Annotated in this window: 22 protein-coding genes; 7 read left to right on the top strand and 15 right to left on the bottom strand. The window is 73.9% G+C overall.

The window, feature by feature from the left end; all coding sequences use genetic code 11:
• Positions 1-52 precede the first annotated feature (52 nt).
• The 11 genes from AR3_RS10815 to AR3_RS10775 form a co-directional block, all read right to left on the bottom strand.
• Positions 53-541: a glutathione peroxidase gene (locus tag AR3_RS10815; protein ID WP_067912436.1), complete on the bottom strand. Its 489-nt coding sequence runs from the start codon at positions 539-541 to the stop codon at positions 53-55.
• Between the two features lie 86 nt (positions 542-627).
• A complete protein-coding gene (locus AR3_RS31060) occupies positions 628-792 on the bottom strand; it encodes a hypothetical protein (RefSeq protein ID WP_169803815.1) in 165 nt (54 codons plus the stop codon).
• A 176-nt stretch (positions 793-968) separates the two neighbouring features.
• Positions 969-1,124: a hypothetical protein gene (locus tag AR3_RS31055; RefSeq protein WP_169803814.1), complete on the bottom strand. Its 156-nt coding sequence runs from the start codon at positions 1,122-1,124 to the stop codon at positions 969-971.
• 85 nt (positions 1,125-1,209) lie between these two features.
• Complete coding sequence (locus AR3_RS10810) at positions 1,210-1,515, bottom strand: hypothetical protein (RefSeq protein WP_067912434.1); 306 nt, start codon at positions 1,513-1,515, stop codon at positions 1,210-1,212.
• Between the two features lie 76 nt (positions 1,516-1,591).
• Positions 1,592-2,674 (bottom strand): LCP family protein, encoded by a 1,083-nt coding sequence (locus tag AR3_RS10805; RefSeq protein ID WP_169803813.1) that lies wholly within the window; start codon positions 2,672-2,674, stop codon positions 1,592-1,594.
• 188 nt (positions 2,675-2,862) lie between these two features.
• Positions 2,863-6,495 (bottom strand): AAA family ATPase, encoded by a 3,633-nt coding sequence (locus tag AR3_RS10800; protein WP_106258396.1) that lies wholly within the window; start codon positions 6,493-6,495, stop codon positions 2,863-2,865.
• Between the two features lie 260 nt (positions 6,496-6,755).
• Positions 6,756-7,556, bottom strand: a complete 801-nt coding sequence (locus AR3_RS10795; RefSeq protein ID WP_067912427.1) for an SGNH/GDSL hydrolase family protein — start codon at positions 7,554-7,556, stop codon at positions 6,756-6,758.
• Positions 7,557-7,733: 177 nt separating this feature from the next.
• On the bottom strand, positions 7,734-8,354 hold the full coding sequence (locus tag AR3_RS10790) for a GTP-binding protein (protein ID WP_067912515.1): 621 nt from the start codon (positions 8,352-8,354) through the stop codon (positions 7,734-7,736).
• Between the two features lie 28 nt (positions 8,355-8,382).
• On the bottom strand, positions 8,383-8,823 hold the full coding sequence (locus tag AR3_RS10785) for a DUF742 domain-containing protein (protein WP_067912424.1): 441 nt from the start codon (positions 8,821-8,823) through the stop codon (positions 8,383-8,385).
• Between the two features lie 76 nt (positions 8,824-8,899).
• Positions 8,900-9,355 carry a roadblock/LC7 domain-containing protein gene (locus AR3_RS10780; protein ID WP_067912420.1) on the bottom strand — a complete coding sequence of 152 codons (456 nt, stop codon included), beginning with the start codon at positions 9,353-9,355 and terminating at the stop codon, positions 8,900-8,902.
• Positions 9,352-12,540: a sensor histidine kinase gene (locus tag AR3_RS10775; protein ID WP_217998511.1), complete on the bottom strand. Its 3,189-nt coding sequence runs from the start codon at positions 12,538-12,540 to the stop codon at positions 9,352-9,354. Before AR3_RS10775 ends, AR3_RS10780 begins: the two co-directional genes overlap by 4 nt.
• Positions 12,541-12,971: 431 nt before the next feature.
• Here AR3_RS10775 and AR3_RS10770 point away from each other — a divergent pair, with 431 nt between their 5' ends.
• The 5 genes from AR3_RS10770 to AR3_RS10750 all read left to right on the top strand — a co-directional run bounded on the left by AR3_RS10770 (position 12,972) and on the right by AR3_RS10750 (position 17,781).
• Positions 12,972-13,961, top strand: coding sequence for an ABC transporter substrate-binding protein (locus tag AR3_RS10770; RefSeq protein WP_067912417.1), 990 nt, complete (start codon positions 12,972-12,974; stop codon positions 13,959-13,961).
• A complete protein-coding gene (locus AR3_RS10765) occupies positions 13,958-14,737 on the top strand; it encodes an ABC transporter permease (RefSeq protein WP_067912414.1) in 780 nt (259 codons plus the stop codon). Before AR3_RS10770 ends, AR3_RS10765 begins: the two co-directional genes overlap by 4 nt.
• Positions 14,734-15,531, top strand: coding sequence for an ABC transporter permease (locus AR3_RS10760; protein ID WP_067912411.1), 798 nt, complete (start codon positions 14,734-14,736; stop codon positions 15,529-15,531). The genes AR3_RS10765 and AR3_RS10760 overlap by 4 nt, the downstream gene beginning before the upstream one ends.
• Before the next feature lie 73 nt (positions 15,532-15,604).
• A complete protein-coding gene (locus AR3_RS10755) occupies positions 15,605-16,438 on the top strand; it encodes an ABC transporter ATP-binding protein (protein ID WP_083951274.1) in 834 nt (277 codons plus the stop codon).
• Between the two features lie 77 nt (positions 16,439-16,515).
• The gene (locus AR3_RS10750) at positions 16,516-17,781 is read left to right on the top strand and encodes a flavin-dependent oxidoreductase (RefSeq protein ID WP_067912409.1); all 1,266 of its coding nucleotides are present in this window, start codon (positions 16,516-16,518) and stop codon (positions 17,779-17,781) included.
• A 46-nt stretch (positions 17,782-17,827) separates the two neighbouring features.
• Here AR3_RS10750 and AR3_RS10745 read toward each other — a convergent pair whose 3' ends face one another.
• From AR3_RS10745 to AR3_RS10730, 4 genes are all read right to left on the bottom strand, one after another.
• A complete protein-coding gene (locus tag AR3_RS10745) occupies positions 17,828-19,471 on the bottom strand; it encodes a bifunctional 3'-5' exonuclease/DNA polymerase (RefSeq protein WP_067912407.1) in 1,644 nt (547 codons plus the stop codon).
• 63 nt (positions 19,472-19,534) lie between these two features.
• On the bottom strand, positions 19,535-21,085 hold the full coding sequence (locus AR3_RS10740; RefSeq protein WP_067912405.1) for a metallophosphoesterase family protein: 1,551 nt from the start codon (positions 21,083-21,085) through the stop codon (positions 19,535-19,537).
• A 543-nt stretch (positions 21,086-21,628) separates the two neighbouring features.
• Positions 21,629-22,534 carry a diacylglycerol/lipid kinase family protein gene (locus AR3_RS10735; protein ID WP_067912402.1) on the bottom strand — a complete coding sequence of 302 codons (906 nt, stop codon included), beginning with the start codon at positions 22,532-22,534 and terminating at the stop codon, positions 21,629-21,631.
• Entirely contained in the window at positions 22,531-24,138 is a 1,608-nt protein-coding gene (locus tag AR3_RS10730) for an FAD-binding oxidoreductase (RefSeq protein ID WP_067912508.1), read from the bottom strand. Before AR3_RS10730 ends, AR3_RS10735 begins: the two co-directional genes overlap by 4 nt.
• Positions 24,139-24,197: 59 nt before the next feature.
• Between AR3_RS10730 and AR3_RS10725 the strand changes: the two genes are divergently transcribed.
• Positions 24,198-24,797 (top strand): TetR/AcrR family transcriptional regulator, encoded by a 600-nt coding sequence (locus tag AR3_RS10725; protein WP_067912399.1) that lies wholly within the window; start codon positions 24,198-24,200, stop codon positions 24,795-24,797.
• Positions 24,794-26,329: a glycerol-3-phosphate dehydrogenase/oxidase gene (locus AR3_RS10720; protein ID WP_067912396.1), complete on the top strand. Its 1,536-nt coding sequence runs from the start codon at positions 24,794-24,796 to the stop codon at positions 26,327-26,329. The genes AR3_RS10725 and AR3_RS10720 overlap by 4 nt, the downstream gene beginning before the upstream one ends.
• The last annotated feature ends 21 nt before the right edge of the window (positions 26,330-26,350 follow it).

Below are 26,350 nucleotides of genomic sequence, written 5' to 3'. Positions count from 1 at the left end.
GCGCGCCGTACGGGCCTTCGGCGGGCGACGGGTCGTTGCCGCCGGGGCAGCGTCAGGCGGGCAGGTGGGCTTCGATCGCGGCGATGACCTCGGGCGCCTCCGGTTCGGTCTGGGGGGCGAAGCGCGCGACCACGGCGCCGTCCGGGCCGATGAGGAACTTCTCGAAGTTCCAGCGGATGTCGCCGGTGTGGCCGTCCGCGTCGGCCGCGTCGACGAGCTCGCGGTAGAGGGGGTGCCGTCCCTCCCCGTTGACCTCGACCTTCTCGGTGAGCGGGAAGGTGACGCCGTAGGCGGCGGAGCAGAATTCGGCGATCTCCTCGGGCGTGCCCGGCTCCTGGTTCATGAACTGGTTGCAGGGCACGCCGAGCACGGTGAACCCGCGGTCGGCGTACCGCTCCTGAAGCCGCTCGAGCCCGGCGTACTGCGGGGTCAGGCCGCACTTGGAGGCGACGTTCACGATGAGGACGACCTTGCCCCGGTACTGCCGGAGGTCCACGGAGCCGCCCCGCAGACCGCCGATCTCCACCTCGTAGACAGACATGAGGAGATCTTAGAGAAGGCCCCTGCGCCCCGTCCGCGGTCTCTCGGGGGGCCGCGGACGGGACGACGCGTCCGGGGGCCGGGCCGTTACCCCTGGCCCAGGTTGATCGAGGTCACGAACGCCGCCAGCTGGGTGCCGGCGTTGCCCAACTGAGCGATGGCGTTGTTGACCACGCCGGCCGCGTCCTGAGGTGAGCTGAGCAAGTAGAAGATGACGAAGGCGATGGCCCCATAGCGGAGGTACTTCTTCATCAAGAGCGCCGTCCCTCTAGTAGCGCAGCGACACAATGACCCGATCTAATTGTGCCCATCTGCTTCTGCCCGCCAAGCGGGAGTTTACTGTGACGGCGCCGCGCACGGTCGATGCCCCGCGGCGGAACAATCACGTGTCTTCCCGCGGGACGGGGCCGCCCGGTTCTCCTACCGGGTCAGGGGATGGCGCTGACGAAGGTCGAGAACGACTCCGCGGCGTTGCCGAGCCCGCCCAGGCCCTGGTTGACCAGGGCGGCCGCGGCCTCCGGCCTGGTGATGATGTACCAGAGGATGAAGGCGATCGTCGCCAGTTTGAGCCACTTCTTGTTCACGTTCCCCACCTTCTGTAGCCGACGGTCCACGCACAGTGATTCCCAACGTCGGCGCCGAAGATGCCAAGAGAACGCAAAGACCAGGTCAAGCGCGGTGGGAGGCGGGCATGCCGTGGCGCGCCAGGTACTCGATGTAGAGGGGACGCAGCGCGTCGGCCATCTCCCCCTCGCCCGCGTGGGTGAACTCCTGCAGCAGCGACACGCCGTGCAGCAGGTCGAACGCGGCGCGGTCGTGCTCGCCGAGGGCGGCCGCGGCCGCCGGGATGGCCCGCAGCAGCTCCCACAGGAAGCCGACGTCCAGCCGTTCCCGAGCGCGCGCGAGCGCCCTGTCGTGCAGCTCCTTGGACGACAGCCGCTCCAGCTCGGAAGGCTCGGGCGTGGCACCGGCCATGACTCGACTGTAATGCGGCGGCGCGGCCCGCGGCGTCCCCGGGCCGCGCCGCCGCGTCACGCCGACGTGATCGATCTCACTTGGTGATGACGTCGGAGGGCACCGGCCGGTCCTGCTTGAGGGCGTCGAACAGCCGACCGGCCTTGGCGCGGTCCCAGGTGATGTACGCGCCGACGCCGGCTGCCGAGCCGCTGCCGCCGATCGGCACGGTGGTGGTGACGCCGTCGCCGCCGGTGACTCCGCGCATCGCCCACATCATGCGGAGCAGGTCGATCAGGTGGTCGCCGTCGTCCACCGTGAAGTTCTCGGTGGCGTTGAGGGCGAGCGGGATGCTGCGGAACGGGTTGAGCAGCACGCCGGGACTGGTGCTCTTCTTCATCAGGGCGCCGAAGAACTGCCGCTGGCGTTCGACGCGGTCCAGGTCGGCGCGGGCGGAGGCGCGGGTGCGGACGTAGCCGAGCGCCTTGCCGCCGTCGAGCGTCTGGCAGCCCGGCCGCAGGTTCAGTCCCGCCTTGCGGTCGCGCATCGGCTCCTTGATGCACATCTCGACGCCGCCGATCGCGTCCACCACGCCCACGAAGCCGCCGAAGCCGATCTCGGCGTAGTGGTCGATGTGCACGCCGGTGGCCTGCTCGACGGTGCGCACCAGCAGCTTGGGGCCGCCGAAGGCGAACGCGGCGTTGAGCTTGTTGCGGCCGTGTCCGGGGATCGGCACGTAGGAGTCGCGCGGCAGGCTGACGAGGGTGGTGCCGCCGTCGCCGAAGTGCAGCAGCATCATCGAGTCGGTGCGGCGGCCCTGCGCGTCGCCGGTGGCGAAGCGGCGCTTCTGCTCCCGCGACAGGCCCTCGCGGCTGTCGGAGCCGACGATGAGCCAGTTCGTCCCGGGGGTGTCGGCGACGCGTCCGGCGTAGTCCTGCAGCACCGCCTCGCGATTGAGCCGCGAGTCGAGGTAGAAGTAGCCGGCGACCGGGGCCGCGAGGAGGAGTATCAGCAGCACCGCCAGCACGCGCGGCCAGCGCCGCTTGCGGACACGGCGCCGCCCGTAAGGCTCGCCGCCGTACCCGTCCCTGCCGTAGGGGTCGCCGTAGGCGTCTCCGTACGGGTCCTGCTCGTAGGCATACGGGTGCTCCGCCTGGGAGGATGCGGGCCTGCGTGCCACGCGTTTCCCCTTCCTGATCTTCTTCAGCCCCCGTCGGCCGTCATCGTGCTCCCGTAGACCTTAGACAACCCGGCACGTCTCGCGCGTCAATCCACCGCATTATTGTGCGGTCTCCTCCCGTCGCCTCACCGTGCCACCCAGGGCGGACGGGTGCAGTGCCGGGGCGGGAGGCCCCAGGGCGCGGCGGGCTAGATGTAGGGGCCGTGGCCGTGCCGCTGCGGGTCCTCGGGGCCCGGGGGGAGGTCCTCGGGGCGCAGCATGCGCACCTCCGCGTCGTCGATCTTGACGCCGGGCCGGGCGTCGGCGGCGGCGGTGATGCGCTGCGCCTGCCGGGCGATCGCCGCGTCCAGCAGGTTGCGCACCATCCGGGCGTTGCCGAAGGAGGGGCCGCGCGGCTCGGCCGCCAGGCGGGCCCGCACCTGCCCGAGCACGCCGTCGGCGAGGGTGAACCCCGCCTGGTCGGCCATCTGCTCGAAGATCGCCAGCAGCTCGTCGACGCTGTAGTCGGGGAAGTGCAGCCGCTTGGGGAACCGCGAGGCCAGACCGGGGTTGGACGCCAGGAACCGCTCCATCTCCGCGCCGTACCCGGCGACGATGACCACCAGGTCCGAGCGGTGCTCCTCCATCAGCCGCAGCAGCTCGGCCACGGCCTCGTGCCCGAAGTCGCGCTGGTCGCCGCCGGTCCCGGCGAGCGTGTACGCCTCGTCGATGAACAGCACGCCGCCCAGGGCGCGCTCCACCACGGTGCGCACCCGGTGCGCGGTCTGCCCGATGTACTCGGCGACCAGGTCGGCGCGCGTCGCCTCCACCAGGTGCCCGGACGACAGCAGGCCCAGCTGCGCGTACACCGCGGCGATGAGCCGGGCCATCGTGGTCTTGGCGGTGCCGGGGTTGCCGGTGAACACCATGTGCCGGGTCGGGAACGCGGTCGGCACGCCGGCGTCGCGGCGGACCTGCTCGGCGCGCGCCTCGGCCACCAGCGCCGTCACCTCCTGCTTGACGGCCGCCAGCCCGACCAGCCGGTCGATCTGGGCGAGCGGGTCGTCCAGTCCCGTCTCGCGGCCGGGGACGAGGGTCTCGGGGACGTCGACGAGCAGGATCTCGTCCAGCGACTCGGTCTCGTCGACGACGCCGTCCTCCAGCACGCGCCGGCCCTGCATGGCCACGGCCCGGTCGAGCAGGTGGCTCATCAGGCGGGCGTTGACCAGGCCGCGGTCGCGGGGCGCCGCCTGCACCAGCGCCCGCACCTTGGCCAGCACGCCGTCGGCGAGCGCGAAGCCCGCCTCGGCGGCCTTGCGGGCGAACACCTCCACCAGCTCGTCGTCGGTCAGGTCGGGGAAGCGGACGGTCTTGGGGAAGTAGGCGGCCAGGTCCTCGTGCGAGCGCAGCAGCCCGTTCAGCTCGGCCTCGGGGCCGGTGAGCACGACGACCAGGTCGTCGGAGTGGGTCTGGACGGCGGTGAGCAGCGCGCCGATCAGCTCCCGGCCGCGCAGCGGCTCGATCTGGCCGAGCGCGTGCGCGCCGCGGACCAGCAGCACCCCGCCCAGCGCCCGCTCGACGGCGCGCCGCATCTTCAGGGCGCTCTCGCTGGTGTACTCGCCGAGCAGGTCGGCCCGGTCCACCTCGACCAGATGCCCGGTGGACAGCACCCCCACCTCGGCGTAGATGCGGCCGAGGATCCCGGCGACCTTGCCCTTGCCTGTGCCGGGGCTGCCCGCGAACACCAGGTGGCGGGGCCGGGAGGCGACCGCCATGCCCGCCTCGCGCCGCAGCCGCGCCGCCTTGGCCTCGGCGACCAGCGCGGCGACCTCGCGCTTGACCGAGTCGATGCCCGCGAGGGCGGCCAGCTCTGCGTACGGGTCGCGTTCGGCGACCCGGCCGGGGATGAGCCGCTCCGGCAGGTCGGCCGCCGTGACCTCCGGGACGGTCCCGGTGTCCGGCGCGACGGAAGCGCCGTCCCCCGAGGCGGCGCCCTGTTCTGTGCCGGACCCGGGGGCCAGGCGGGCGCGCGCGTTGGCGACGCTCTGGGCGGCCAGGTGTTCGACCAGGCGGGCGCCGCGCAGGTTGAGCAGCGGCGGGGTGCGGGCGAGCAGGGCCCCGGCCTGGGCGGCGACGTCGCGGCCGACCGCGGCGCCGCGGCGGACGACGGCGCGGCGGAACAGCTCGGTGTAGTCGTCCTGCCGGAAGTCGCGGGTGCGGGCCACGTCGAAGGCGCGCACGAGCGCGGGGTTGGCGTCGAACAGGCGCCGGTCGCCGCCGGGGCGGCACAGCGCGACGACGTCCAGGGCGGGCCAGCGCGCCATCAGCCGCCGCAGCTCCTCGACGGCGGCCGCGCCGCACCGGTCGTAGCCGGCCAGCCGCTCCAGGTCGTCCACGACCAGCAGCAGCCGCGCCTCCACGCACTCGCGCACGCGGGCCTGCAGCCACAGCACCGCGTCGCTCACGGTGAGCGCGGCGAACACCTGGTCGGAGATCCACTGCGCCTCGCGGACGGCGCCGCGCCGGACGAGGGCGCGTTCCAGCAGCTCGGCGGCGGTGCCCTTGCCGGTCCCCGCGGGCCCGGCGATCAGCAGGCGGACCGGCCGCTCCCCCGCCGTCCGCGCGGCGAGGGCCTCGCGCAGCGCGCGGGTCAGCTCGGGCTGCCCCACCAGCGCGTCCCGCAGCTCGTCGTCGCCGGGCTCGGCGGCGGTCTCGGCGGTCTGCTCGCCGCCGGCGTCCGACGGGGCCAGGCCGCGCACCAGGTGGTTGGCGACCCGGCGGGACGCGAACAGCCGCCGCAGGTCCACCTGGAACGCCCGCACCGGGACGCGGCAGCGCGGCATGGCGGCGGTCTCGGGCAGCCCCTGCACCGCGCCGGTGAGGCGCACCGCCATGTCCAGCCACGCGCGGCAGGCGTCGGCCTCGCCCGCGACCAGCCCGCGCGCCAGCCAGGCCCGCAGGTCCAGCTGCCACGCCTCCACGTCGAAGTCGCCGCGGGCCGCGCGCAGCCGCTCCTCCACCCGCTCGTAGCGCGCCGTGCCCAGCGCCACCGCCATTTCGGCGGGCACGGCGCTCATCTCCGCCGCCAGCAACAGCCGCGCGATCGCGACGTCGACCGGCGCGGTGTCGCCGACCTGCGCGGCCAGGCGCGCGTGCGCGGCGTCCAACCCCGCGCACACCCACCCCAGATACCCGACCGGCCCCGACAGCTCCGGCAGCACGGTCAACGTCTCGTCGGACAGGCCCTCCGTCCACACCGCCTCCAGACGGTCCTGCGGGACGGTCAGGTCCTGCTCGCGCAGCCGCGGGTCGGACGCGCGCGCGTCGAACAGCTCCACCAGCGCCCGGCGCCGCTCCTCCACCGGCTCCAGCCCGGCGAACACCTCCAGCCCGTCGCGGGCCAGCTCGTACATGACGGCGCGGCGCTCGCGGTCGTCCCCCGCCGGCTCGGGCAGCCACAGACCCGGCGGACGCCACCGCCCGCCCTGGGTGAACCAGGCCAGCGGATCGCGCACCGGCGGCTCGGGAGCGGCCAGGAAGTCCGACAGCAGCTCGTACTCGACGTCGCCGCGCGACCCGCCCCGCACCGCCGACGCCCCCAGCAGGAACGTCAGCAGCGACCACTGCTCCGCCCCCGCCGCCGTCGTCCCCGGACCGTAGAAGTCGCTGAGCTGACGCGCCAGCAGCGCCGCCCGCTCGTCGGCGTTGAACGCCGCGGCGCGCTCGCGCAGCTCCTTGTACAGGCCGTCCGGCACCCGCCAGGGACCGTACGCGTACACGTCCAGGACGGGCTCGTCGGTCAGCAGCAGTTCGAGGTGGTCGGGCAACCGGGGCGCGCTCACCTGGGACGCTCCTCCTCAGATCCCTCGGGGGTCACGGGGAGTCGATCCCCGCGAGCACAGCGGTCCGCACGTCTCGCAAGAACCCTACGCCCCGGACGGATGACCGCGCGGGCGCCGTCCGCACGGTCATCCGTCGGCGCCGGACGCGGAAACGGCACATGGGACGAAAACTTCGCCGCTCCGCCGCGGCTTTGTTCTCCGCCATGTCCGGCCTTCGTCACCGTCTCGCCGTCGCCCGCCCCGGGATCCGCCGAGAGCCGTCAGAGCGGCAGAGGAGTGGGGCGCTTGGGAGCGCGGCCGTCGCCGCTGGAGCGGCCCGTGGCGCGGCGGCCGATCCACGGGAGCAGGTACGTGCGGGCCCAGCGCAGGTCCTCGCGGTACATCTCCAGGCGGCCGAGGGACCGGACCTCGTCGGGCCAGGGCGCGCGCCAGTCCTCCTTCACCGGGACGCCGAGCACCTCGGCGACGCGCAGCGCCATGCGCCGGTGGCCCTCCGACGACAGGTGCAGGCGGTCCTCGGACCAGGCGCGGGGGTCGCCGAACACGGGCATGAGGGACCACAGGTCGACCACGGTGCAGCCGCGCCGGTCGGCGATGGCGCGCAGGTGCATGTTGTAGGTGGCGGCCTTGCCGCGCAGCCGCTTCGGCCCGATGCGGTGGTCGCGCGGGTCGAAGCCGGTGAAGATCACCACGTGGGCGCCGGTGCCGCGCAGCCGCCGGACGGCCTCGTCGAACTGCACGGCGAGCGCGTCGGGGTCGGTGCCGGGCCGGATGATGTCGTTGCCGCCCGCGCAGAACGTCACCAGGTCCGGGCGCATCTCCACGGCGGCCGGGACCTGGTCGGCGACGATCTGCCGCAGCAGCTTGCCGCGCACGGCCAAGTTGGCGTACCTCAGTCCCGGGTTGTGCTCGGCCAGATGCTCGGCGAGCCGGTCCGCCCAGCCGCGGAAGCGGTCGGGGTCGTCCGGGTACGGGTCGTTCAGCCCCTCGGTGAAGCTGTCACCGACCGCGACGTACGTCCCGATCCCCCGGGCGGACACTCCATCCTTGGACTGATCCATCGCTATCCCCCTGATACGGCGCAATCCAACCGATCACGGGGACACATCATGCAGCGTGCACATATCCCTACGCGACCGTAGGGTTCTCCCTACGCGACCGCAGGGTTCCGGCGGGGCGCCGGACCGGCCGCGCGGCGCGCGGACGGCGGCCGGGCCCCGCCGGGCGGACGCCGCGGATCAGGTCCAGCTCGGCGAGGTGCCCACCGCGCCGGCGCCGGGCGGCACCGGCGGGGCGGACGGGGGCATCGGCCCGGCCGTCGCAGAGTGCACCGCCATGGCGTGCTGCACCAGCGTGATCAGGACCTGCTTGGTGGACTGCCGGCTGCGCGCGTCGCACTTGATGATCGGCACGCTCTGGCTGATCGACAGCGCCTCCCGGATGTCCTCCACCGCGTACGGAAATTCACCGTGGAAGCCGTTGACGCCCACCACGAACGGCAGGCCCAGCTCCTCGAAGTAGTCGACCGCGGCGAAGCAGTCCTCCAGGCGGCGGGTGTCGACCAGCACCACGGCGCCGATCGCGCCGCGCACCAGGTCGTCCCACATGAACCAGAACCGCTGCTGGCCGGGCGTGCCGAACAGGTACAGGATCAGCTCGCTGTCCAGGGACACCCGGCCGAAGTCCATGGCCACCGTGGTGGTGGTCTTGTCGGGCACGGCCGACAGGTCGTCCACCTCGGCGCTGGCCGCCGTCATCACCGCCTCGGTGGTGAGCGGCATGATCTCCGAGACGGACCCGACGAAAGTGGTCTTGCCGACGCCGAAGCCGCCGCCGACGACGATCTTGACTGAGGTCAGCTCGCCGTCCGCGCCGGGCGGCGCGGTATCAGAGCTTTCGAAGGCCACTGAGCACCCTTTCGAGTAGGCGGAGGTCCGGCGCGGCGTTGGCGGGGCGCGACTGGTGCAGCCGCAGCAGTCCCTCCAGGGCCATGTCGGCGACGAGCACACGGGCGACGCCGAGCGGGATGCGCAGCATCGCCGACACCTCGGCGACCGAGCGCGCCGACCGGCACAGGTCCATGATCGCCCGGTATTCGGGCGTCAGGCTGGAGATGTCGCGGGGCGGGTAGGGGGCCGCCGTCACCAGCGCTTCGATCGCCAGGTCGTACCGCGGCTTGGTGCGGCCCCCCGTCACGGCGTACGGGCGCACCAGGGAACTGGACTCGCCCTCCGCCCGGGGCTCCGGCACGGGGCGTCCCTGGGCCGAATCGCCCGACCACCGGGGCGGGCCGCCCGGGCCGGGCCCGTAGGGCCTGCCTCGATCCATCTCGCCGACCTCCGTCCGAGTCAGTCGCTACCACTACGGGGGGACGCCGCCCCCGCACCCCCGGGGTCATTGCCGGTCAGTAACGGGCCGGTCCCGCGCCCATCTCCGACACCGACGGGCCGCCGTACGAGGGCTGCTGCCCGTCGCCCCCCGACCGCAGCGCCGGCGTCAGCACTCGGCCCACGCGTTCCACCAGCAACGTCATCTCATACGCCACCAAACCGAGGTCGCAGTCGGGCGCGGCCAGCACCGCGAACACCGCGCCGTTGGCGATGGACATCACGAACAGCAGTCCGCGGTCCATCTCCACGACCGTCTGGTTCACCCCGCCGGCGTCAAAGATCTTCGCCGCCCCCTGGGTGAGGCTCATCAAACCCGACGCGATGGCCGACAGCTGGTCGGCCCGCTCCGGCGGGAACCCCGACGAGTACGCCATCGGCAGTCCGTCGGAGGAGACCACGACGGCGTGGGCGACCTTCGGGACGCGATCCGCGAAGTTCGTCACCAACCAGTTGAGATCCTGCCCGCTCACGGGGTGCCTCCTGTCTCTCCGTCATCCTGCGACGGACCCTCGCCATGCGCGCCGGCGGATCCGGCCGCGCCGCGAGCCTCGTCGCGCCCGCGGCGCACGCCGCGTTGCAGGCTCGCGAAACGATTCCGTACGACCTCGGCGGACTGGCTCTGCGCCTGCCGGCGCCGAGCCGCGGCCTCCTGCGGCGTCACCGCGCCGGGCACCCGGTTGCGGCCGGGCACCCGCTTGGGAAGGCCGGCGGCGGTGCGAGCGCCCGCCACGGGCCTGCGGACCGCCGCCTCCGCAGCCCGGAAGCCCTCGTCGGCCGGGGAATCCCAGCCCTTGGCCGGATCCCCGGACGACCCGGTCCGTCGCTGGAACCACTCCGATTGCATCGCATCGAAGATAGGCGAGCGCTCAGGGGGACGCGTCGAGTCCTCCTGGCCGGACGAACCGGGCGCCGAAGACCGGGTCTGCGGCCGCGGTCCGCCCTGCGCCGACGGCTGATCCGGCGCGTGCGCCGGGGACGCCGGCACGGCGGGCATCTGCCCCGTGGACGACGCCGACTGCGCGAACGGCTCGTCCGGGTACGGCGCGTCCGCGAACGAGGTCTCGTCCGCGGCCGCCGGTTCCGGGGACGGCGCGTCGTCCCAGCCACGGCCCCCGCCCGCGGGCTGCGCCGCGTCGGCCGGCCGCCGGCGCATCGGACGGCCCAGCCTGCCCGGCCGGACCGGGGGCATCGGGCCGGTCTCCCACGAGACCTGCCGCTGCGGGCTCGGCTCGGGCACGGCGGGCTGCGCCTCCGGCACCACCGACTCGGGGCCGTGCAGGTGCGCGCCGGGCTTGCGGACGGGCAGATCGCCGCCGAAGCCGGACCGCTCGTCCCTGCGGTACCCGTCGTCGCCGTACGGGTCCTGCGCGTCCCCGCCGAAGCCGTCCGTGCCGAAGCCGTCCGCGCCGAAGCCGTCCGTGCCGAACGCGTCCCGCGGCTCGCGGTCGCCGGACATCGGGCCGGCGTCGCCGAAGGCGGCCTGCGGTCCCGTGGCGCCCGGCACGGGGTGCGCGCCGCTGCCGTCGACCGCGCCGTGCGGGCCGGTTCCGGCCACGGGCTGCGGCCCGGTCGCCTGCGGACCGTTCGCGCCGCGCAGCATCGGCTGCCCGCCGGTGCCGAACCGGTCGTCGCGCTCGGCCCGCTGGAACAGCCCGCCGCCCGAGGCGTGGCCGGATCCGGCCGCCGCGGAGGGCGCCGACACCCCGGCCAGCTGGCGTCCCGCCATGTCGCCGTCGCGGGCGCCGAAGCCGCGGCTGCCGACGCCGCCGCCCTCGCCGGGGGTGATCACGCTGTCCGGCAGCATCACGAACGCGGTGAGCCCGCCGCCCTGCGCGGCGCGCAGCTCCACCCGGATGCCGTGCCGCACCGCCAGGCGGCCGACCACGAACAGGCCCATGCGGCGGGCCGCGGAGAAGTCGATGACCGGCGGGTTGGCCAGGCGCCAGTTGGCCTGCTCCAGCTCCTCCGGCGACATGCCCACGCCGTTGTCGTTGATCTGCAGCATGGCGCCGCCGCCGCTGAGCATCTGGCCGGAAACGGTCACCTTGGTGTGCTCGGCGGAGAACGTGGTGGCGTTCTCCACCAGCTCGGCCAGCAGGTGCACCAGGTCGTTGACGACCGGGCCGGCCACGGTCATGTCGCCCTGCACGCGCACCGCGACCCGCTCGTACTGCTCGACCTCCGACAGCGAGGCGCGCACCACGTCGATCAGCGGGACCGGGCGGTTCCACCGGCGCACCTGGTCCTGGCCGCCGAGGACCAGCAGGTTCTCGCAGTTGCGGCGCATGCGGGTGGCCAGGTGGTCCAGGCGGAACAGGTTGGCCAGCTGCTCTTCGTCCTGCTCGCTCTGCTCCAGCTCCTCGATCAGCCGCAGCTGGCGTTCGATGAGGGTCTGGCTGCGCCGCGACAGGTTGACGAACATCGCGTTGATGTTGCCGCGCAGCACCGCCTCGTCGGCGGCCAGCCGGACCGCCTCCCGGTGGACCTCGTCGAACGCCCGCGCCACCTGGCCGATCTCGTCCCTGGAGTCGATGTCGATGGGCTCGACCTCGATCCCCTCGGCGGCGGCCTGCGGGTCGCGCAGCCGGTCCACCAGGCTGGGCAGCCGGGTGCCGGCGATCTCCAGCGCGCTCTCCTGCAGGCGGCGCAGCGGCCGCACCATCGACCGGGCCACCACGACCACCGCGATCAGGACGGCGGCCAGCAGCAGGGCCAGCAGCACCGCGTCACGGGCGGCGGTGAACTCGGCGTCGTCGCGCAGCCGGTCCACGCGGCGGCTCACGTCGCCGCGCAGCCGGGTCTCCACCTGCTGCATCCGGTCGATGCGGGCGGTGGAGTCGCGGACCCACTCCGCCGCCTGGCGCGGACCGAGCGGCCGGATGATCAGGCTGGTCGACCGGCCGGCGAGGGTCAGCGCCTGGGCGCGGGTGAACTCCGCGCGGTCCAGCTCGGGACCGGTGACGGTGTCGTCGTAGAGCCGCTGCTCCCGCAGGTCGGCCGAGGCGCGGAAGTCGGCCAGGCCCCGGCTCATGTCCGAACGGGCGTCCTGGACGCCCTGCAGGGTCTCGGGCTCGAACCGGCTGTCCCACAGGGCCGCGGCGATCAGCGCGCGCTCCCGGGACGCGGCGTCCTTGGCCCGCGACAGCGACACCAGCGTCAGCAGGCTGCGCGCGACGTCGGGGTCCTTGGCGTCGTAGGCCGCCACCACCAGGTGGGACAGGATGTCGTCGTTGAACTCGCTGTACTTGTCGACGACCAGCGCCGGGCTCAGCTTCGCGGCCACGGACCGCAGGGCCGGCATGGACCGCATCCGGTTGTCGATGTTGGCCAGTCCCAGCCGCAGCTGCCTGCCGGAGACGTCGGCGTCGGCGACGGCCTCGCGGTATTCGCGGGCCGCGGCGTCCACCGCCGCCTGGCGCTGCCGCAGGGTGTCGTCGTCCACCGCCCGGGCGCCGCCCGCGGCCCGCTGGGCCATGGCGTCGCGCTCGTTCTGCAGCGCCTGGGACAGCACGCTCAGGCGGCTACCGATCGCGGCCAGATCGCTGCTGCGCCCGTACTCCCGAGCGTTCTCGACGGAGCTCACGACCCGACCGCCGGCCAGCACGGCGGCCACGGCCGTCGGGATCGCGATGACGGCGATCAGACGTGTGGTCACGCGCCAGTTGCGCAGCCGCAGCCACCCGCCGGAACCCCCTTTGCGCTCGGGTTCTTTGCCGGTAGTGGGCGCTGCCCGGGGGGACTGCGGGGCGCCCTCGGCCCCTTCCGCTGTGCGCACTGCCCTCCGCTACCTCTCAATGGACGACCGCTCGCGGCCCACGCTGCCCCGAACGCGATTCTCCAATTGCGTCCCAAGGGCCACTGCGGGCGAGCGCGGAACATTGCAACACAGAGCTACCACCACAGCCAACCCGAATGATCACAGAGGTCATAACTTGTGATGGATGGCTGCGAGATGTCACAGATTGCTTTCACTCGTTCACATTTATGCATGTAAAGTGGCATCTTGCGACACACGCCGCGCCCGTGCGCTACGCTCCCCGACCGTTGAAAGATCACTTTCATCTCCCCGCATCACGGAGCGTTGCAATGCATGCACTCCATCGCCGTACCGTTCTCGCCGGAGCCCTCGCCCTGACCGTGGCCGCCTCGGCCGCCGCCTGCGGGGACTCCGACAAGGGCGAGTCCGCCACCGGCCTGGAGAAGTCCGAGATCACCGTGGGCACCATGCCGGTCGGCGACACCGCGCCGCTGCAGCTGGCCATCACCCGCGGCCTGTTCAAGGCCGAAGGGCTGACGGTCAAGACCCAGACCATCAACGGCGGCGCCGACGCGATCCCCCGGCTGAAGGGCGGTCAGCTCGACATCTCCTTCGGCAACTACGTGTCCTTCTTCTCGGCCGCCGCCCAGGGCGCGTTCAAGCCCAAGATCGTCGCGGAGGCGTTCTCCAGCGGGCCGAAGACCCACACCCTGCTGGTGGCCAAGGACTCCCCGATCCGCAGCATCGCGGACCTGAAGGACAAGAAGATCGGGGTCAACACCAAGCGCAACGTCAGCACGCTGATGGTGCGCTCGGCCGCCAAGCCGGCCGGCGTCGAGCTGGACGAGGACAAGAACTTCGTCGAGGTCCCGCCGCCCAACATGGAGGCGGCCCTGAAGTCCGGCAGCGTCGACGCCGTCCAGGCCATCGAGCCGTTCGGCACCCAGATCCAGCAGAAGCTGGGCGCCCGCCTGCTGGCCGACCTGTCCAGCGGCGCCACCGCGGACTTCCCCATCGCCGGCTACGCCACCACCGAGGAGTTCGCGGCCAAGAACCCCAAGACCGTCGCCGCCTTCCAGCGGGCCCTCATCAAGGCGCAGGGCATGGCCGCCGACCGCAAGGTCGTCCAGGACATCCTGCCCAAGTACGCGCGCGGCATCACCGCCGAGGTGGCCGCCACGATGAGCTACGGCACCTACCCGACCTCGCTGAACGCCACCCGGCTGCAGCGCGTGGCGGACGTGATGCAGCAGTTCGGGATCATCAAGCAGCCGCTTGACGTCAAGCCGCTGCTCGTCACCGGGGAATCGTCCGGATGATCAAGGCCCGGCGTTTCGCGCTCGGCGCCGCGGGTGCGGTCGGGGCGATCCTCGTCGTCGAGGCGGTCAACCGCCTCGGGCTGGTCGACGAGGACGCCCTGCCCGCCGCGACGACGATCCTCGGGGAGGCGGGGCGGCTGGCCGTCGACGGCGACTTCCTGGTCGACGTCGGCGACACCCTGCGGGCCTGGGCCGGGGGTCTGCTGCTCGCGGTGGCGGTCGCGGTCCCCCTCGGCGTGCTGCTGGGCTCGGTCCCCTTCCTGGGGACCGCCTCCCGGTTCCTGGTGGAGATGTGCCGCCCCATCCCGTCGGTGGCGCTGATCCCCCTGGTGCTCATCGTCTTCTCCTCGGTCACCCAGCAGAAGATGGCGTTGATCTTCTACGCCGCGCTGTGGCCGATCCTCATCAACACCCTGTACGCGCTGCGGGACGTCGACCCGGTCGCCAAGGAGAGCCTGCGCGCGTTCGGGTTCGGCGAGGGGTCGGTGCTGTGGCGGGTGTCGCTGCCCAGCGCCGCGCCGTTCATCGCCACCGGCGTGCGCATCGCCGCCTCGGTCGGCCTCATCGTCGTCATCAGCGCCGAGCTGCTGGCGGGCGGCGGCGAGGGCGTCGGCATCTTCCTCATGGAGAGCCAGGCCGGCGGCGGCGACACCGCGGTCATGCTCGCCGGCGCCTGCTGGGCGGGGGCGCTGGGGCTGGCGGTCAACGCGGGCCTGGTCGGGCTCGAACGGATCGCCTTCCGCTGGAACACCGCCCGCGTGGAGGGAGTCTCATGACACGGCTGCTGCGCGGGACCGCCGAGCGGCTGTGGCTGGTCGCGCTCGCGGTGATCGCCTGGGAGGCCGGCACCCGGGCGGCCGACGAGGAGTACTTCCCGCCCCCGTCGACGATCGTCTCCGCGCTGCACGAGATGTGGTTCTCCGGCCCGGCCTCGCAGGCGTTCCTCACCGACAAGGCGGTGGACGACTTCTCCACCAGCCTGGGCCATCTGTTCGGCGGCTGGCTGATCTCCTGCGTGATCGGCGTCGCGCTCGGCGTGGCGATCGGCCGGTTCCGGGCGCTGAACGACATGCTCGACCCGGTGCTGCAGTTCCTGCGCGCCGTCCCCCCGCCCACGCTGCTGCCCTTCTTCATCATCGTGTTCCAGCTGGGCGCCACCATGCAGATCGTCACGATCGCGTTCGGCGTGGTGTGGCCGGTGCTGCTCAACAGCGCCGACGGGGTGCGCACCGTGGACTCCCTGCAGCTGGAGACCGCGCGGGTGTTCGGCCTGTCGCGGTACCGGCGCCTGGTGACGGTGATCCTGCCCGCCGCCGCGCCGAAGATCTTCGCGGGGCTGCGGGTCAGCCTCGCCTTCGCGCTCATCCTCATGGTGCTGTCGGAGCTGGTCGGCAGCACCGCGGGCATCGGCGCCCAGCTGATCGGCGCGCAGCGCGACTTCGACCTGCCCGCCATGTGGGCCGGCATCGTGATGCTGGGCGTGCTGGGCGTGCTGTTCAACAGCGCGTTCCTGCTGTTGGAACGGCGGCTGCTCGCCTGGCACAGTGGCGCCCGCAGGCTCGCCAACTGAATCGCCCCGGGGGCGCGGGGGCCGCCCCCCTCGCGAGGACGCTCCTCGCCACCACCAAGAGAGGGAGTACGTCGTGCTCGAGATAGCCGCCCTCAGCCACACCTACCCGGACGGACACGTCGCGATCCGCGGCATCGACCTCACCGTCCCGGACGGCCAGCTGGTCAGCATCGTCGGGCCGTCCGGCTGCGGCAAGTCCACGCTGCTGCGCTGCATCGCGGGGCTGATCCGCCCCACCGGCGGGAAGGTCGTCCTCAACGGACAGCCGGTCACCGGCGTGCCCGAAGGGCTGGCCGTGGTCTTCCAGGACTACAGCCGCTCGCTGTTCCCGTGGCTGACGGTGCGCGACAACGTGGCGCTGCCGCTGCGCCGCCGCGGCAAGTCCAAGGCGGAGCGGCGGGAGGCGGCGATGGCCGCCCTGGAGTCGGTGGGGCTGGCCGGCGCCGCCCGCAAGTACCCCTGGCAGCTGTCGGGCGGCATGCAGCAGCGGGTGTCGATCGCCCGCGCGCTGGCCTACCAGCCCTCGCTGCTGCTCATGGACGAGCCGTTCGGCTCGGTGGACGCCCAGACCCGCGAGGACCTGGAGGACCTGGTCCTGCAGGTGCACCGGGCGGAGAAGATGACCATCCTGCTGGTCACGCACGACATCGACGAGAGCGTCTACGTCGGCGACCGGGTGGTGGTCCTCGGCCCGTCCCCCACCGGGGTGGTCGCCGACGTGCCGGTGCCCCTGCCGTCCGAGCGCGACCAGATCGAGACGCGGGCGCTGCCGGAGTTCATCGGCACCCGCGCGAAGGTCGGCCGGCTCGTCCGCGGCGGCCACGGCGGGGCCGATGTCACGAACGCCGGTCCGGCGACGCCCGACCCGCGCGCGGCCGACGTCAGGGCCGCGTGCTCGGACGGCTGAGACGGCCGGGGCGACCGGCCCGTCCGAACGCCGGGCCCGGCAGAGGAAATAAAAGGACGGAAAGGCGATAACACCATATGGACGTACTCGTCGTCGGAGCGGGCATCGGCGGTCTCACCACGGCGCTGAGCCTGCACGAGGCGGGGATGCGCACGCGGATCGTCGAGGCCGCCACCCGGCTGCGGCCGCTCAGCGTCGGCATCAACCTGCTGCCGCACGCCGTGCGCGAGCTGACCGAGCTGGGGCTGGGCGACCGGCTCGCCGACACCGGCGTCGAGCCCGCCCAGATGGTCCACTTCGACCGGCACGGCGGACGGATCTGGGCGGAGCCGCGCGGCACCGCGCAGGGCTACCGCTGGCCCCAGTACTCGATCCACCGCGGCGAGCTGCAGATGATCCTGCTCGACGCCGTCCGCGAGCGGCTCGGCGCGGACGCCGTGCGCACCGGGACCGTGTTCGAGACCTTCGAGCAGGACGACTCGGGCGTGCGGGTGCGGCTGCGCGACCGTGCGAGCGGCGCGGTCGAGACCGAGCGCTGCGACGTGCTGGTCGGGGCGGACGGGTTCCGCTCGACGGTGCGGGCGGTGCTCTACCCCGACGAGCCCGGGCCGCTGTGGAACGGCGTGCGGCTGTGGCGCGGCATGACCGAGGGCGAGCCGTTCCTGGACGGCCGCACCATGGCCGTGGCGGGCAGCAACGCCGCCGTCAAGCTGGTCGTCTACCCGATCTCGCGGAAGGCCGAGCGGGAGGGGCGGGCGCTGCTCAACTGGGTCGCCGAGGTCAAGGTCGTCGACGAGGGGATCACCGAGGCGCCCGACACGGAGACCCGGGAGGGCCGGCTGGAGGACTTCCTGCCGTACTTCGCCGACTGGCGGTTCGACTGGCTGGACGTGCCCGCGCTGCTGTCGTCGACCGAGCGGATCCTCGAGCACAAGATGATCGACCGGGACCCGCTGCCGGCCTGGACCCACGGGCGGGTCACCCTGCTCGGCGACGCGGCCCACCCGATGTACCCGATCGGCTCCAACGGCGGCTCGCAGGCCGTGCTGGACGCCCGCGTCCTGGCGCACGAGCTCGCCCAGGCCGACGACCCCGCCGAGGGGCTGGCCGCCTACGACAAGGCGCGCCGCGAGCCGGTCAACGCGATCGTGCTGGCGTGCCGCGACATGCCCGCCGACCGCATCCTGCACACGGTGAGCGAACGCGCCCCGGACGGCTTCGAGCGGATCGAGGACGTGCTCAGCGCCGAGGAGCTCGAGGCCATCAGCAACGCCTACCGGCAGACGTCGTTCTCGGACGTGGAGGCGCTGAACAACCGCCCGTCCCTGAGCGTCCGCCGCTAGCCGCCCCTCTCACCCGGCGCCCTCCGCGGCCGCGCCTCCCGCGGCCTCATTTGGCGTCGGCGTAGCAGTCGACGGCGGCGATCTCCATCGGGAACACGACGGGGGTGCGGCCGAACAGCAGGCGTCCGGCCTCCTCGGCGGACGCCCGCACGGCCGCGCCCACCCGCTCCGCCAGCTCCCGCGGGGTGTGGACGATCACCTCGTCGTGCTGGAAGAACACCAGGCGGGGCGGGCCCAGCTCGGCGAGCCGGCGGCGCAGCGTGGCCAGCAGCACCAGCGCCCAGTCGGCGGCGGTCGCCTGGACGACGAAGTTGCGGGTGAAGCGTCCCCGGCTGCGCACCGCCGCGGCCGCGCGCTCGCCGCCCTCGGCGGTCAGGGCGCGCCACTCGGGGGACGGCGGCGGACAGGTGCGCCCGAGCAGCGACCGCACCAGGTGCCCGCGCTCGCCCGCGCGGGCGGCCGATTCCACGAACCCGAACGCCTCGGGGAACCGGTTCTTGAGCACGGCGAGCAGCTGCACGGCCTCGCCGGTGCCGCCGCCGTACATGGCGGACAGCAGGGCGATCTTGGCCTTGCCGCGGTCGCCGCCGAAGGCGTCGGCGAGGGCGCTGTACAGGTCGCCCTGCGCGGCGGCGCGGGCGAAGGCGCGGTCGCCCGCCAGCGCCGCCAGCACCCGCGGCTCGAGCTGGGCGGCGTCGGCGACCACCAGCGCCCAGCCGGGGTCGGCGACGACCGCCCGGCGCAGCACGCGGGGGATCTGCAGGGCCCCGCCGCCGTTGGTGGCCCAGCGGCCCGACACCACGCCGCCGACCACGTACTCGGGCCGGAACCGCCCGCCCGACACCCAGGTGTCCAGCCAGGTCCAGCCGTGCGCGGTGTACAGCCGGGACAGCTCCTTGTACTCCAGCAGCAGCGGGACCGCCGGATGGTCGAGTCCCTTGAGCACGTGCGCCCGGGTGGAGGGGACGGTCAGCCCGGCCGCCGCGAACGCCTTGACGATCTGCGCCGGGGAGTCGGGGTTGACGCGCCGGCCGAACGCCTCGCCGATGCGGTCGGCCAGCTCCTGCAGGCGGCGGGGGCGCAGCCCGCCGGACGGGCGGGGCCCGAGCAGCTCGGTGAGCAGGGCGTCGTGCCGCTCGGCCGACCAGGGCAGCCCGTCGTGGCCCATCTCGGCGGCGGCCAGCGCGCCGGCCGACTCGGCGGCCGCCAGCAGCGCGAACCCGTCCAGCCCGGCCGACCGGCGGCGCTGCGCGGCGTGCACCTCCACGATCTGGTCGATGTCGTCGGCGTCGGCGCCCCCGGCGCCGCCGGTCTCGGCGTCGTCGAACAGCGACGGCTGGGGCAGCGCGTCGGGCGGCGCGGGGTCGGGCGGGACGGGCGCGCCGCGCAGCCTGGCCCAGGCGGCCCGGACCGAGCGCGGCTCCCCGTAGCGGCCGTCGTGGTTGAGCAGCAGGGTCTCGACGAGCTCCAGATCGTGGCACCGGGCCACCCGCACGCCCGCCCGCAGCAGCCGCGGGTACAGGCGGGCGGTGGACGGCCACACCCAGCGCGGGGCGAGGGCGCGCTCGCGCTCGGCGATCGCGGCGACGAGGTCGGCGACGCGCTCGGCCGGTCCGGCGGGCGCGCCGGCGTCGTCCACCGGGCGCAGCGTGCCTCCGCCGTCCTTGCCGCAGGCCACCGCGATCCTCACGGCTCCAGTGTCGCCGACGGCACCGACAAGGCCGCGGCGCCGGGACGTCGCCCCGGCGGGCCGTCAGGCAGGGGCGATCGGGCGCAGGGGGATGGTCACCTCGTCCTCCACGGGCGGGCGGTCTTCGTGCTCGCCGCATCCCGTCACCCCGTAGCAGCGGATGCGCAGCCGCTCCTCGTCGACGTCGAGGCGCAGGAAGCTCTTGAAGAACGGGGGGCGGTCCCAGTCGGCCATCTCCGAACGGAAACGCTGCGGGATCTTGGCCACCGGCAGCCGGGTGCGCACCCTGCGCCGCCGTCCCTTGGGGACGCCCAGCACCGCGGCGACGAAGCGGGCGCGCCGCGACGGGACGGCTCCGGAGTCGGCGCCGACGCTGTGGTACGCGCGGGCCGGCTCGATCCCGAGGCGGTGCCGGACGACCGCGGTGGCCTCCTCCGGAGTCAGCTCGAACAGGCTCGGCAGGCGCAGCCACCGGCCGTACAGCTTGCTGTAGCGCGACAGGGAGTCGCCGCGCAGCGGATAGCAGCGGAAGTCGTCCTCGTCCACCAGGCGGGTGCGGGGGATGGTGTGGGTCGCGTGCATGAACGCCCCGCCGCCTCCCGCCACGAGGTACTGGATCGTGCGGTCGCCGACGCGCACCGGGTAGCGCTGGTAGTTGTGGATGTCGCCGCCGATGGCGGCGACGTAGTTGTTGGCGGGGGCGCGGACGATGTCGTCCACCGTGCCTCCGCCTTCGATCGGGCCGGGCTCGCGGCGGTCGTTTACATATAGGGGCTTGCCCGTGATGAGCAGCTTGGGTTTGGGGCCTGCCGAGATCTGGCGCAGCCATGCCCCTTGGTCGCGGTCGATGACGCCGGTGATGCCGGTGTCGATGGCCACGATCCGCAGCGACGGGGTGTCGATGGCCCAGTAGGGGCCGGGCTGCCGGGCGCGCTGCCGGGGGGCGCCCCGGTAGCGGTTCCTGGCCTCGGTCAGGGCTTTGTCGTCCACGGCGCCGGGACGGCGCCACAGCAGGCGCGGCACCAGCGCCAGGGGGCCGTGCCAGGGGTCGGGCGTGCAGTCCATCGTCAGATCGCAGAACACCCGCAGGAATCCCTGCAGCCCGTCGTACCAGTCGTGGTTGCCGGGGACGGCGTAGATGGGCCCCGGGTAGTGCTGGTAGGGCCGGTAGAACTTGTCCGGGTAGTCCGCCGCCTCGCCCGTCGGGTAAATGACGTCGCTGGCGATGACCATGAAGTCGGTGTCCTCCCCCACGCGCAGCGCGGGGGGCACCACGGCGTACTGGGAGCGGTCCCCTTCACCCGTGTCCCCGAGGAGAAGGAACGAGAACTCCGGGGTCGAGCGGTGCATGGTGAACGCCGCGGGGGTGCCGCGCGCGGTCAGCGCGGCCACGCAGCGCCGCCGGATCCCGGGGGAAGGGTCGCCGAACAGCCTGGCGATGACGTCGTTGCGCGAACGCCACAGGACCGAGGGACGGCGCCAGGAGAACGCCTGCACCCGCTCGGGCAGCAGGTCGTAGAAGCTGCCCGGCTTTCCGCAAGCCCATCCCGCGCCCGCCTCCGACGTCCGCGAGTTCTCTGGGGCTCGCTCCGCGGCCGCGTCCTCGGCGCGCACACGTCACCTCCGGGGGATGTGGGGAACCAGCGCCACCCTTCCCCGGAGATGATCTCCCCGTCAAGCGATTCGGCCAGGCGCGCGCGGCGGTTCGGCCTGGGGCGCGCGACGGCGCGACGGCACGGACGGAGCAAGCAAGACGCAGGCGCCGAGAGACAGGCGCCGAGAGACAGGCGCCGAGAGATGGACCGCTCAGAGATAAACGTCACGCGCCGGGGCCGGTCCCGGCGCTCAGCGCGGTAGGCGCCGACGCCACCCCCGTGGACGTCGGCGCCTCCACGCCCAGGACGACCGCGGCCATCTGGATCATGAGTCCCCCCAGAACGGCGAGCTGTCGCCATCTCATGATCGGGCTCGCGATCGCCCACAGGTCCCAATCGGGACGTAATGAACGCTATACGGACGTCCGTAATGCGGGGGCAAACCGACCGAAACATGCCTTCCAAATCTGGCGGCGGTGCGGAAACCGGGTGTCGCGGCACCTCGGCGGCCTCTGCGCGGAGGCCGCGGGGGGCGCGTCCCTCCTGCTCAGGGGCCCTCCGCTCAGGGCGCCAGGACGCGCAGGGCCGCGGGCATGACGGCGGCGGTCACGGGGAGCGTCCCCGGGAGTTCGCCGTCCGCCCCGTACGGGAGCGTCCGGCCGGGGTCGGCCAGCTCGATCCGGACCTTGCGGCCGCGCAGCACCTCGACCTGGGGGCGGCGCACGTGGGCGCCGCGCTCCAGCTCCCGCATCACGGTGAAGAAGAGGAGCTTCGGCGCCCGTTTGATGATCACCACGTCCAGCAGCCCGTCGTCCACGCGGGCGTCCGGGGCGATGTGGCGGCCGAAGCCGTACCACCCGGAGTTGGCGGCGACCACGGTGTAGCCGGTGCGCCGGTGCTCCCGGCCGTCGACGGTGATCACGTAGTCGGCGTGGCGCCAGGCGAGCACGGCCCGCAGCGCGCCGATGTAGTAGGCGGCCGATCCGCGGAGCAGACGGGTCTTGTTGGCGTTGTCGTTGGCGACGGCGTCCACTCCGGCGTAGACGCTGCCCAGGACGGGGGTCCCGTTGGCGTCGATGGCGTCCACCGGGCGCGGCTCCCCCTCAAGCAGCAGGCGGGCCAATGCGTCGGGCTGGGACGGGATGCCGAGTTGGCGGGCGAAGTCGTTCCCGCGTCCGGCCGGGACGATGCCCAGCACGGCACGCGTCCCGGCGAGGGCGCCGCCGACGCAGCCCACCATGCCGTCCCCGCCCACGCCCAGCACGACGCGGCCGGCGTCGGCGGCGGCGCGGGCGAGCGCGGCCGCGTGCTCCAGGTCGCGGCTGTATTCGACGACCACCTGCGCGCCCGCCTCGCGCAGCAGCCGCGCCACGGGGACCAGCGCGGCGGCGGAGGCCGACCCGCCCGCGGCGGGGTTGACGATCGCGGTGAACGCGCGGCGGTCCGGCGAGGGCGCCCCGGCCGTCATCGCGGCCGCTCCTCGGGGACGGGCGGCAGGAGCACCCCGGGATTGAGGATGCCCGCCGGATCGAGCCTGCGTTTGACGGCGTGCAAGACGTCGACGCCGAGCGGCCCGATCTCCCGGGCGTACCAGTCGCGGTGGTCGGCGCCGACGCCGTGGTGGTGGGTGATCGTGCCGCCGGCGTCCAGGATGGCGTCGTTCGCGGCGTGCTTGGCCTTCTCCCAGTGCCGCACCGCGTCGGAGCCCTGCGCGCACACGACCGTGAAGTACAGCGACGCCCCGGCCGGATAGACGTGCGAGATGTGGCACATGACCAGAGGCGGTGTGCCCTGCGCGGTCAGCGTCGAGGTCAGCGCGTCCTTGACGGCGGCGTACAGATCCGGCAGGCCGGACCAGAACGTGGCCGTTTCCAGGGTCTCGGCGAAGGCTCCCACGTCCAGGAGCGCGTCGCGCAGGTAGGGGGCGGTGTAGCGGCCGTGCTCCCACGCCTGGCCGGGCTCGGGGCCCAGGGGCTCGCCGCCTTCGTCCTCCAGGACGGCGCGCACTCTGTCGCGGCGGTCGGCGATCTCCTGCGGGGCGCCTTCGAAACCGACCACGGCCAGGCAGCCGGACGCCTCTCCCAGGCCCGCTCCGATGGCGTCCGGGTCGGCGAGCCCCACCATCGTCTCGGCCTCGTCGGACAGCCGCAGGACGGTCGGCAGCGGACCGTCCTGGGCGAGCCGCCGCAGCGCCGCGCCGCCCTGGGAGAAGGAGGGGAACCGCCAGCCCTCGTAGGCGGACGTCTCGGGGGCGGGACGGATCCGCACCGTCACCGAGGTGATCACACCGAACGCCCCTTCGGAGCCGAGGACGAGCTGGCGCAGGTCCGGGCCCGCCGCGGACCGGGGCGCCCGCCCCAGGCTGAGCGTGCCCTCCGGCGTGGCCGCGGTCAGCGCGACGACCATCTCGTCGAACCGCCCGTACCCGGCGGACGCCTGCCCGCTGGACCGCGCGGCCGCGAAGCCTCCGATCGACGCCCACTCAAAGGACTGCGGGAAGTGCCCGAGGGTGAATCCGCGCTCGCGCAGCAGCGCCTCGGCCCGCGGAGCCCGCAGCCCCGGTTGCAGGACGGCGGTGCGCGAGACCGGGTCGAGGTCGACGAGGGCGTTCATGCGGCGCAGGTCCAGGGCGACGAACGCGTCGAACGCGCCGCGCGGGGCGAGACCGCCCACGACCGACGTGCCGCCGCCGAACGGCACCACCGCGACGCGCCGCCGCGCGCAGGCCCGCAGCACGGCCAAGACGTCCTCGTGCGAGCCCGGGAAGACGACCGCGTCGGGCGCGTCGGACGCCTCCCCCGCCCGGATGCGCAGCAGGTCGGGCGTGGACTTGCCCCGCGTGTGCCGGATGCGCGTCTCGGGATCGGTCCGCACGTGCGCCTCGCCCCCGACCGCTTCGGCGAGGGCGCCGAGCGCGTCCCCGTCGAGCCGCGAGGCGGGGACGGCGACGTCCTCCAGGCGCGGCGGCGCGCCGTCGGCGGGGCGCACGCCCAGCAGGTCCCGGAGCAGGCGCACGGCGCCCTCCGGCAGCCGCGTCGCCCTGGCCGGGTCTCCCCATCCGCTCCACCGCATGTCCGGGGTGTCCACCGCGCCTCCCTGGGGTCTCGACACCAGCCCTTACACTGTGACATATGCCGTCCAATCGTCACAACAGAACCACGACCGACGACGCGGTTCTGGACGCGGCCCGCGACTGCGTGCTGGCGGTGGGGGTGCGCCGCACCACGCTCACCGACATCGCCCGCCGCGCCGGGGTGTCGCGCATGACGCTCTACCGGCGCTGGCCGGACGTCCGCACGATCGTCGGGGACCTGATGACGCGCGAGTGGATCGCCGTCGCGGCGGCCGCGCAGCCGCCCGACGACGGCCGCCCGGTCCGCGAGCGGCTCGTCGAGTCGCTGGTGGAGGGGGTGCGGGCGTTCCGGTCGCATCCGCTGCTCCGCAAGATCGTGGACGTCGACCCCGAGCTGCTGCTCCCGTACGTGCTGGACCGGCGCGGCGCGAGCCAGGAGGCGTTCCTTTCGTTCTTCGAGGAGTCCCTGCGCGCCGGGCACGCGGACGGGACGATCCGGCGCGACCATCCGGCCCGGCAGGCCCGCGCGCTGCTGCTGATCGTCCAGTCGTTCGCGCTGTCGCTGCGCACCATGACCGACGACGCCGACCCCGACCTGTCCGAGGACGCCTTCGACGCCGAACTGCGCCGCATCTTGGAAAGGACCCTGGCGCCATGAACACCTCTCTCTCCGCGGAGCGCAGGGCCGCAGAACTCGACGCCCTGCCCGGCGAGGTCGTGGACGTCCTGGTCGTGGGGCTGGGCGTCACCGGCGCGGGCGTGGCCCTGGACGCGGCGTCGCGCGGCCTGTCCGTGGCGGCGATCGACGCGCACGATCTGGCGTTCGGCACGTCCCGCTGGAGCTCCAAGCTGGTCCACGGCGGGCTCCGCTATCTGGCGTCCGGGCAGGTCGACGTCGCCTACGAGAGCGCCGTCGAACGCGGCGTCCTGATGACGCGCACCGCCCCGCACCTGGTGCAGGCCGTTCCGTTCGTGCTGCCGCTCACACCGATGGTCGATCGCTCCCAGGCGAGCCTGATGCGCGCCGGGCTGTTCGCGGGGGACGTCCTGCGCATGGCCGCGCGCACCCCCCGCGGGGTCCTGCCCCGCCCGCGCCGCCTGTCGGCCGTCGAGACGCTGCGCCTCGCCCCGCCGCTGAGCCCGAACGGTCTGCGCGGAGGACTGCTGTCCTGGGACGGGCGTCTCGCCGACGACGCGCGCCTCGTCATCGCGATCGCCCGCACCGCCGCCGGCCTGGGGGCGCGCATCCTCACCCGCTGCCGCGCCCTGGCGTTGAGCGGGGACGGGGCGCAGGTGCGCGACGAGCTCACCGGCCGCGAGTTCGCCGTGCGCGCCCGGGCCGTGGTCAACGCGACCGGCGTCTGGGCGGGCGGCCTCGTCGACGGGGTCGCGCTGCGCCCGTCCCGCGGCACGCATCTGGTGCTGCGGGGCGAGACGCTGCCCGACCTGTCGGCGGGGCTGCATCTGCCCGTGCCCGGCGCGTCCAACCGGTTCGTCCTCGTCATCCCCCAGGAGGACGGGCGCGTCTACGTCGGCCTGACCGACGAGCCCGTCGACGGCCCGATCCCCGACGTCCCCGAGCCCACCGAGGCCGACATCGGCTTCCTGCTCGACATCCTGGGCGCGGCGCTCGACGTCCCCCTGCGCCGCGACCAGGTCGCGGGCGCGTTCGCCGGGCTGCGCCCGCTGCTGGACGGCGGTCCGCGCGACCAGGCCGACGGCACCGCGGACCTGTCCCGGCGGCACGCCGTGCTGACCTCCCGCGACGGCGTCGTCACCGTCGTCGGCGGCAAGCTGACCACCTACCGGCGGATGGCCGAGGACGCCGTGGACGCGGCCGTGGCGTCCGCCCCACACCTGGACGCCGGTCCGAGTCGCACCGCGCGCCTGCCGCTCGTCGGCGCCGCGCCGCCCGCCCGCCTGGCGGCGCTGGACGCGCCGCGCCGCCTGGTGCGGCGGTACGGCACGGAGGCTCCGCTGGTGGCGGCCCTGGCGCGCGAGGACCCCGCGCTGCTGGAGCCGGCGGCGCCCGGCCTGCCCGTGCTGCGCGTCGAGCTGGCCTGGGCGCTGCGCCACGAGGGCGCCCTGGACGCCGCCGATCTGCTCGACCGCCGCACCCGGATCGGCCTGGTGCCCGCCGACCGGGCCGCGGCCCTGCCGATCGCCGAGTCGCTCCTCCGAACGGTGTGACCCGTGCGACCAGCGGGATGC

The sequence above is a fragment of the Actinomadura rubrobrunea NBRC 15275 genome (assembly GCF_001552235.1).
Lineage (GTDB): Bacteria > Actinomycetota > Actinomycetes > Streptosporangiales > Streptosporangiaceae > Spirillospora > Spirillospora viridilutea.
The sequence above is the reverse complement of the archived record's forward strand: the minus strand, read 5'-3'. Positions and strand labels throughout refer to the sequence as shown.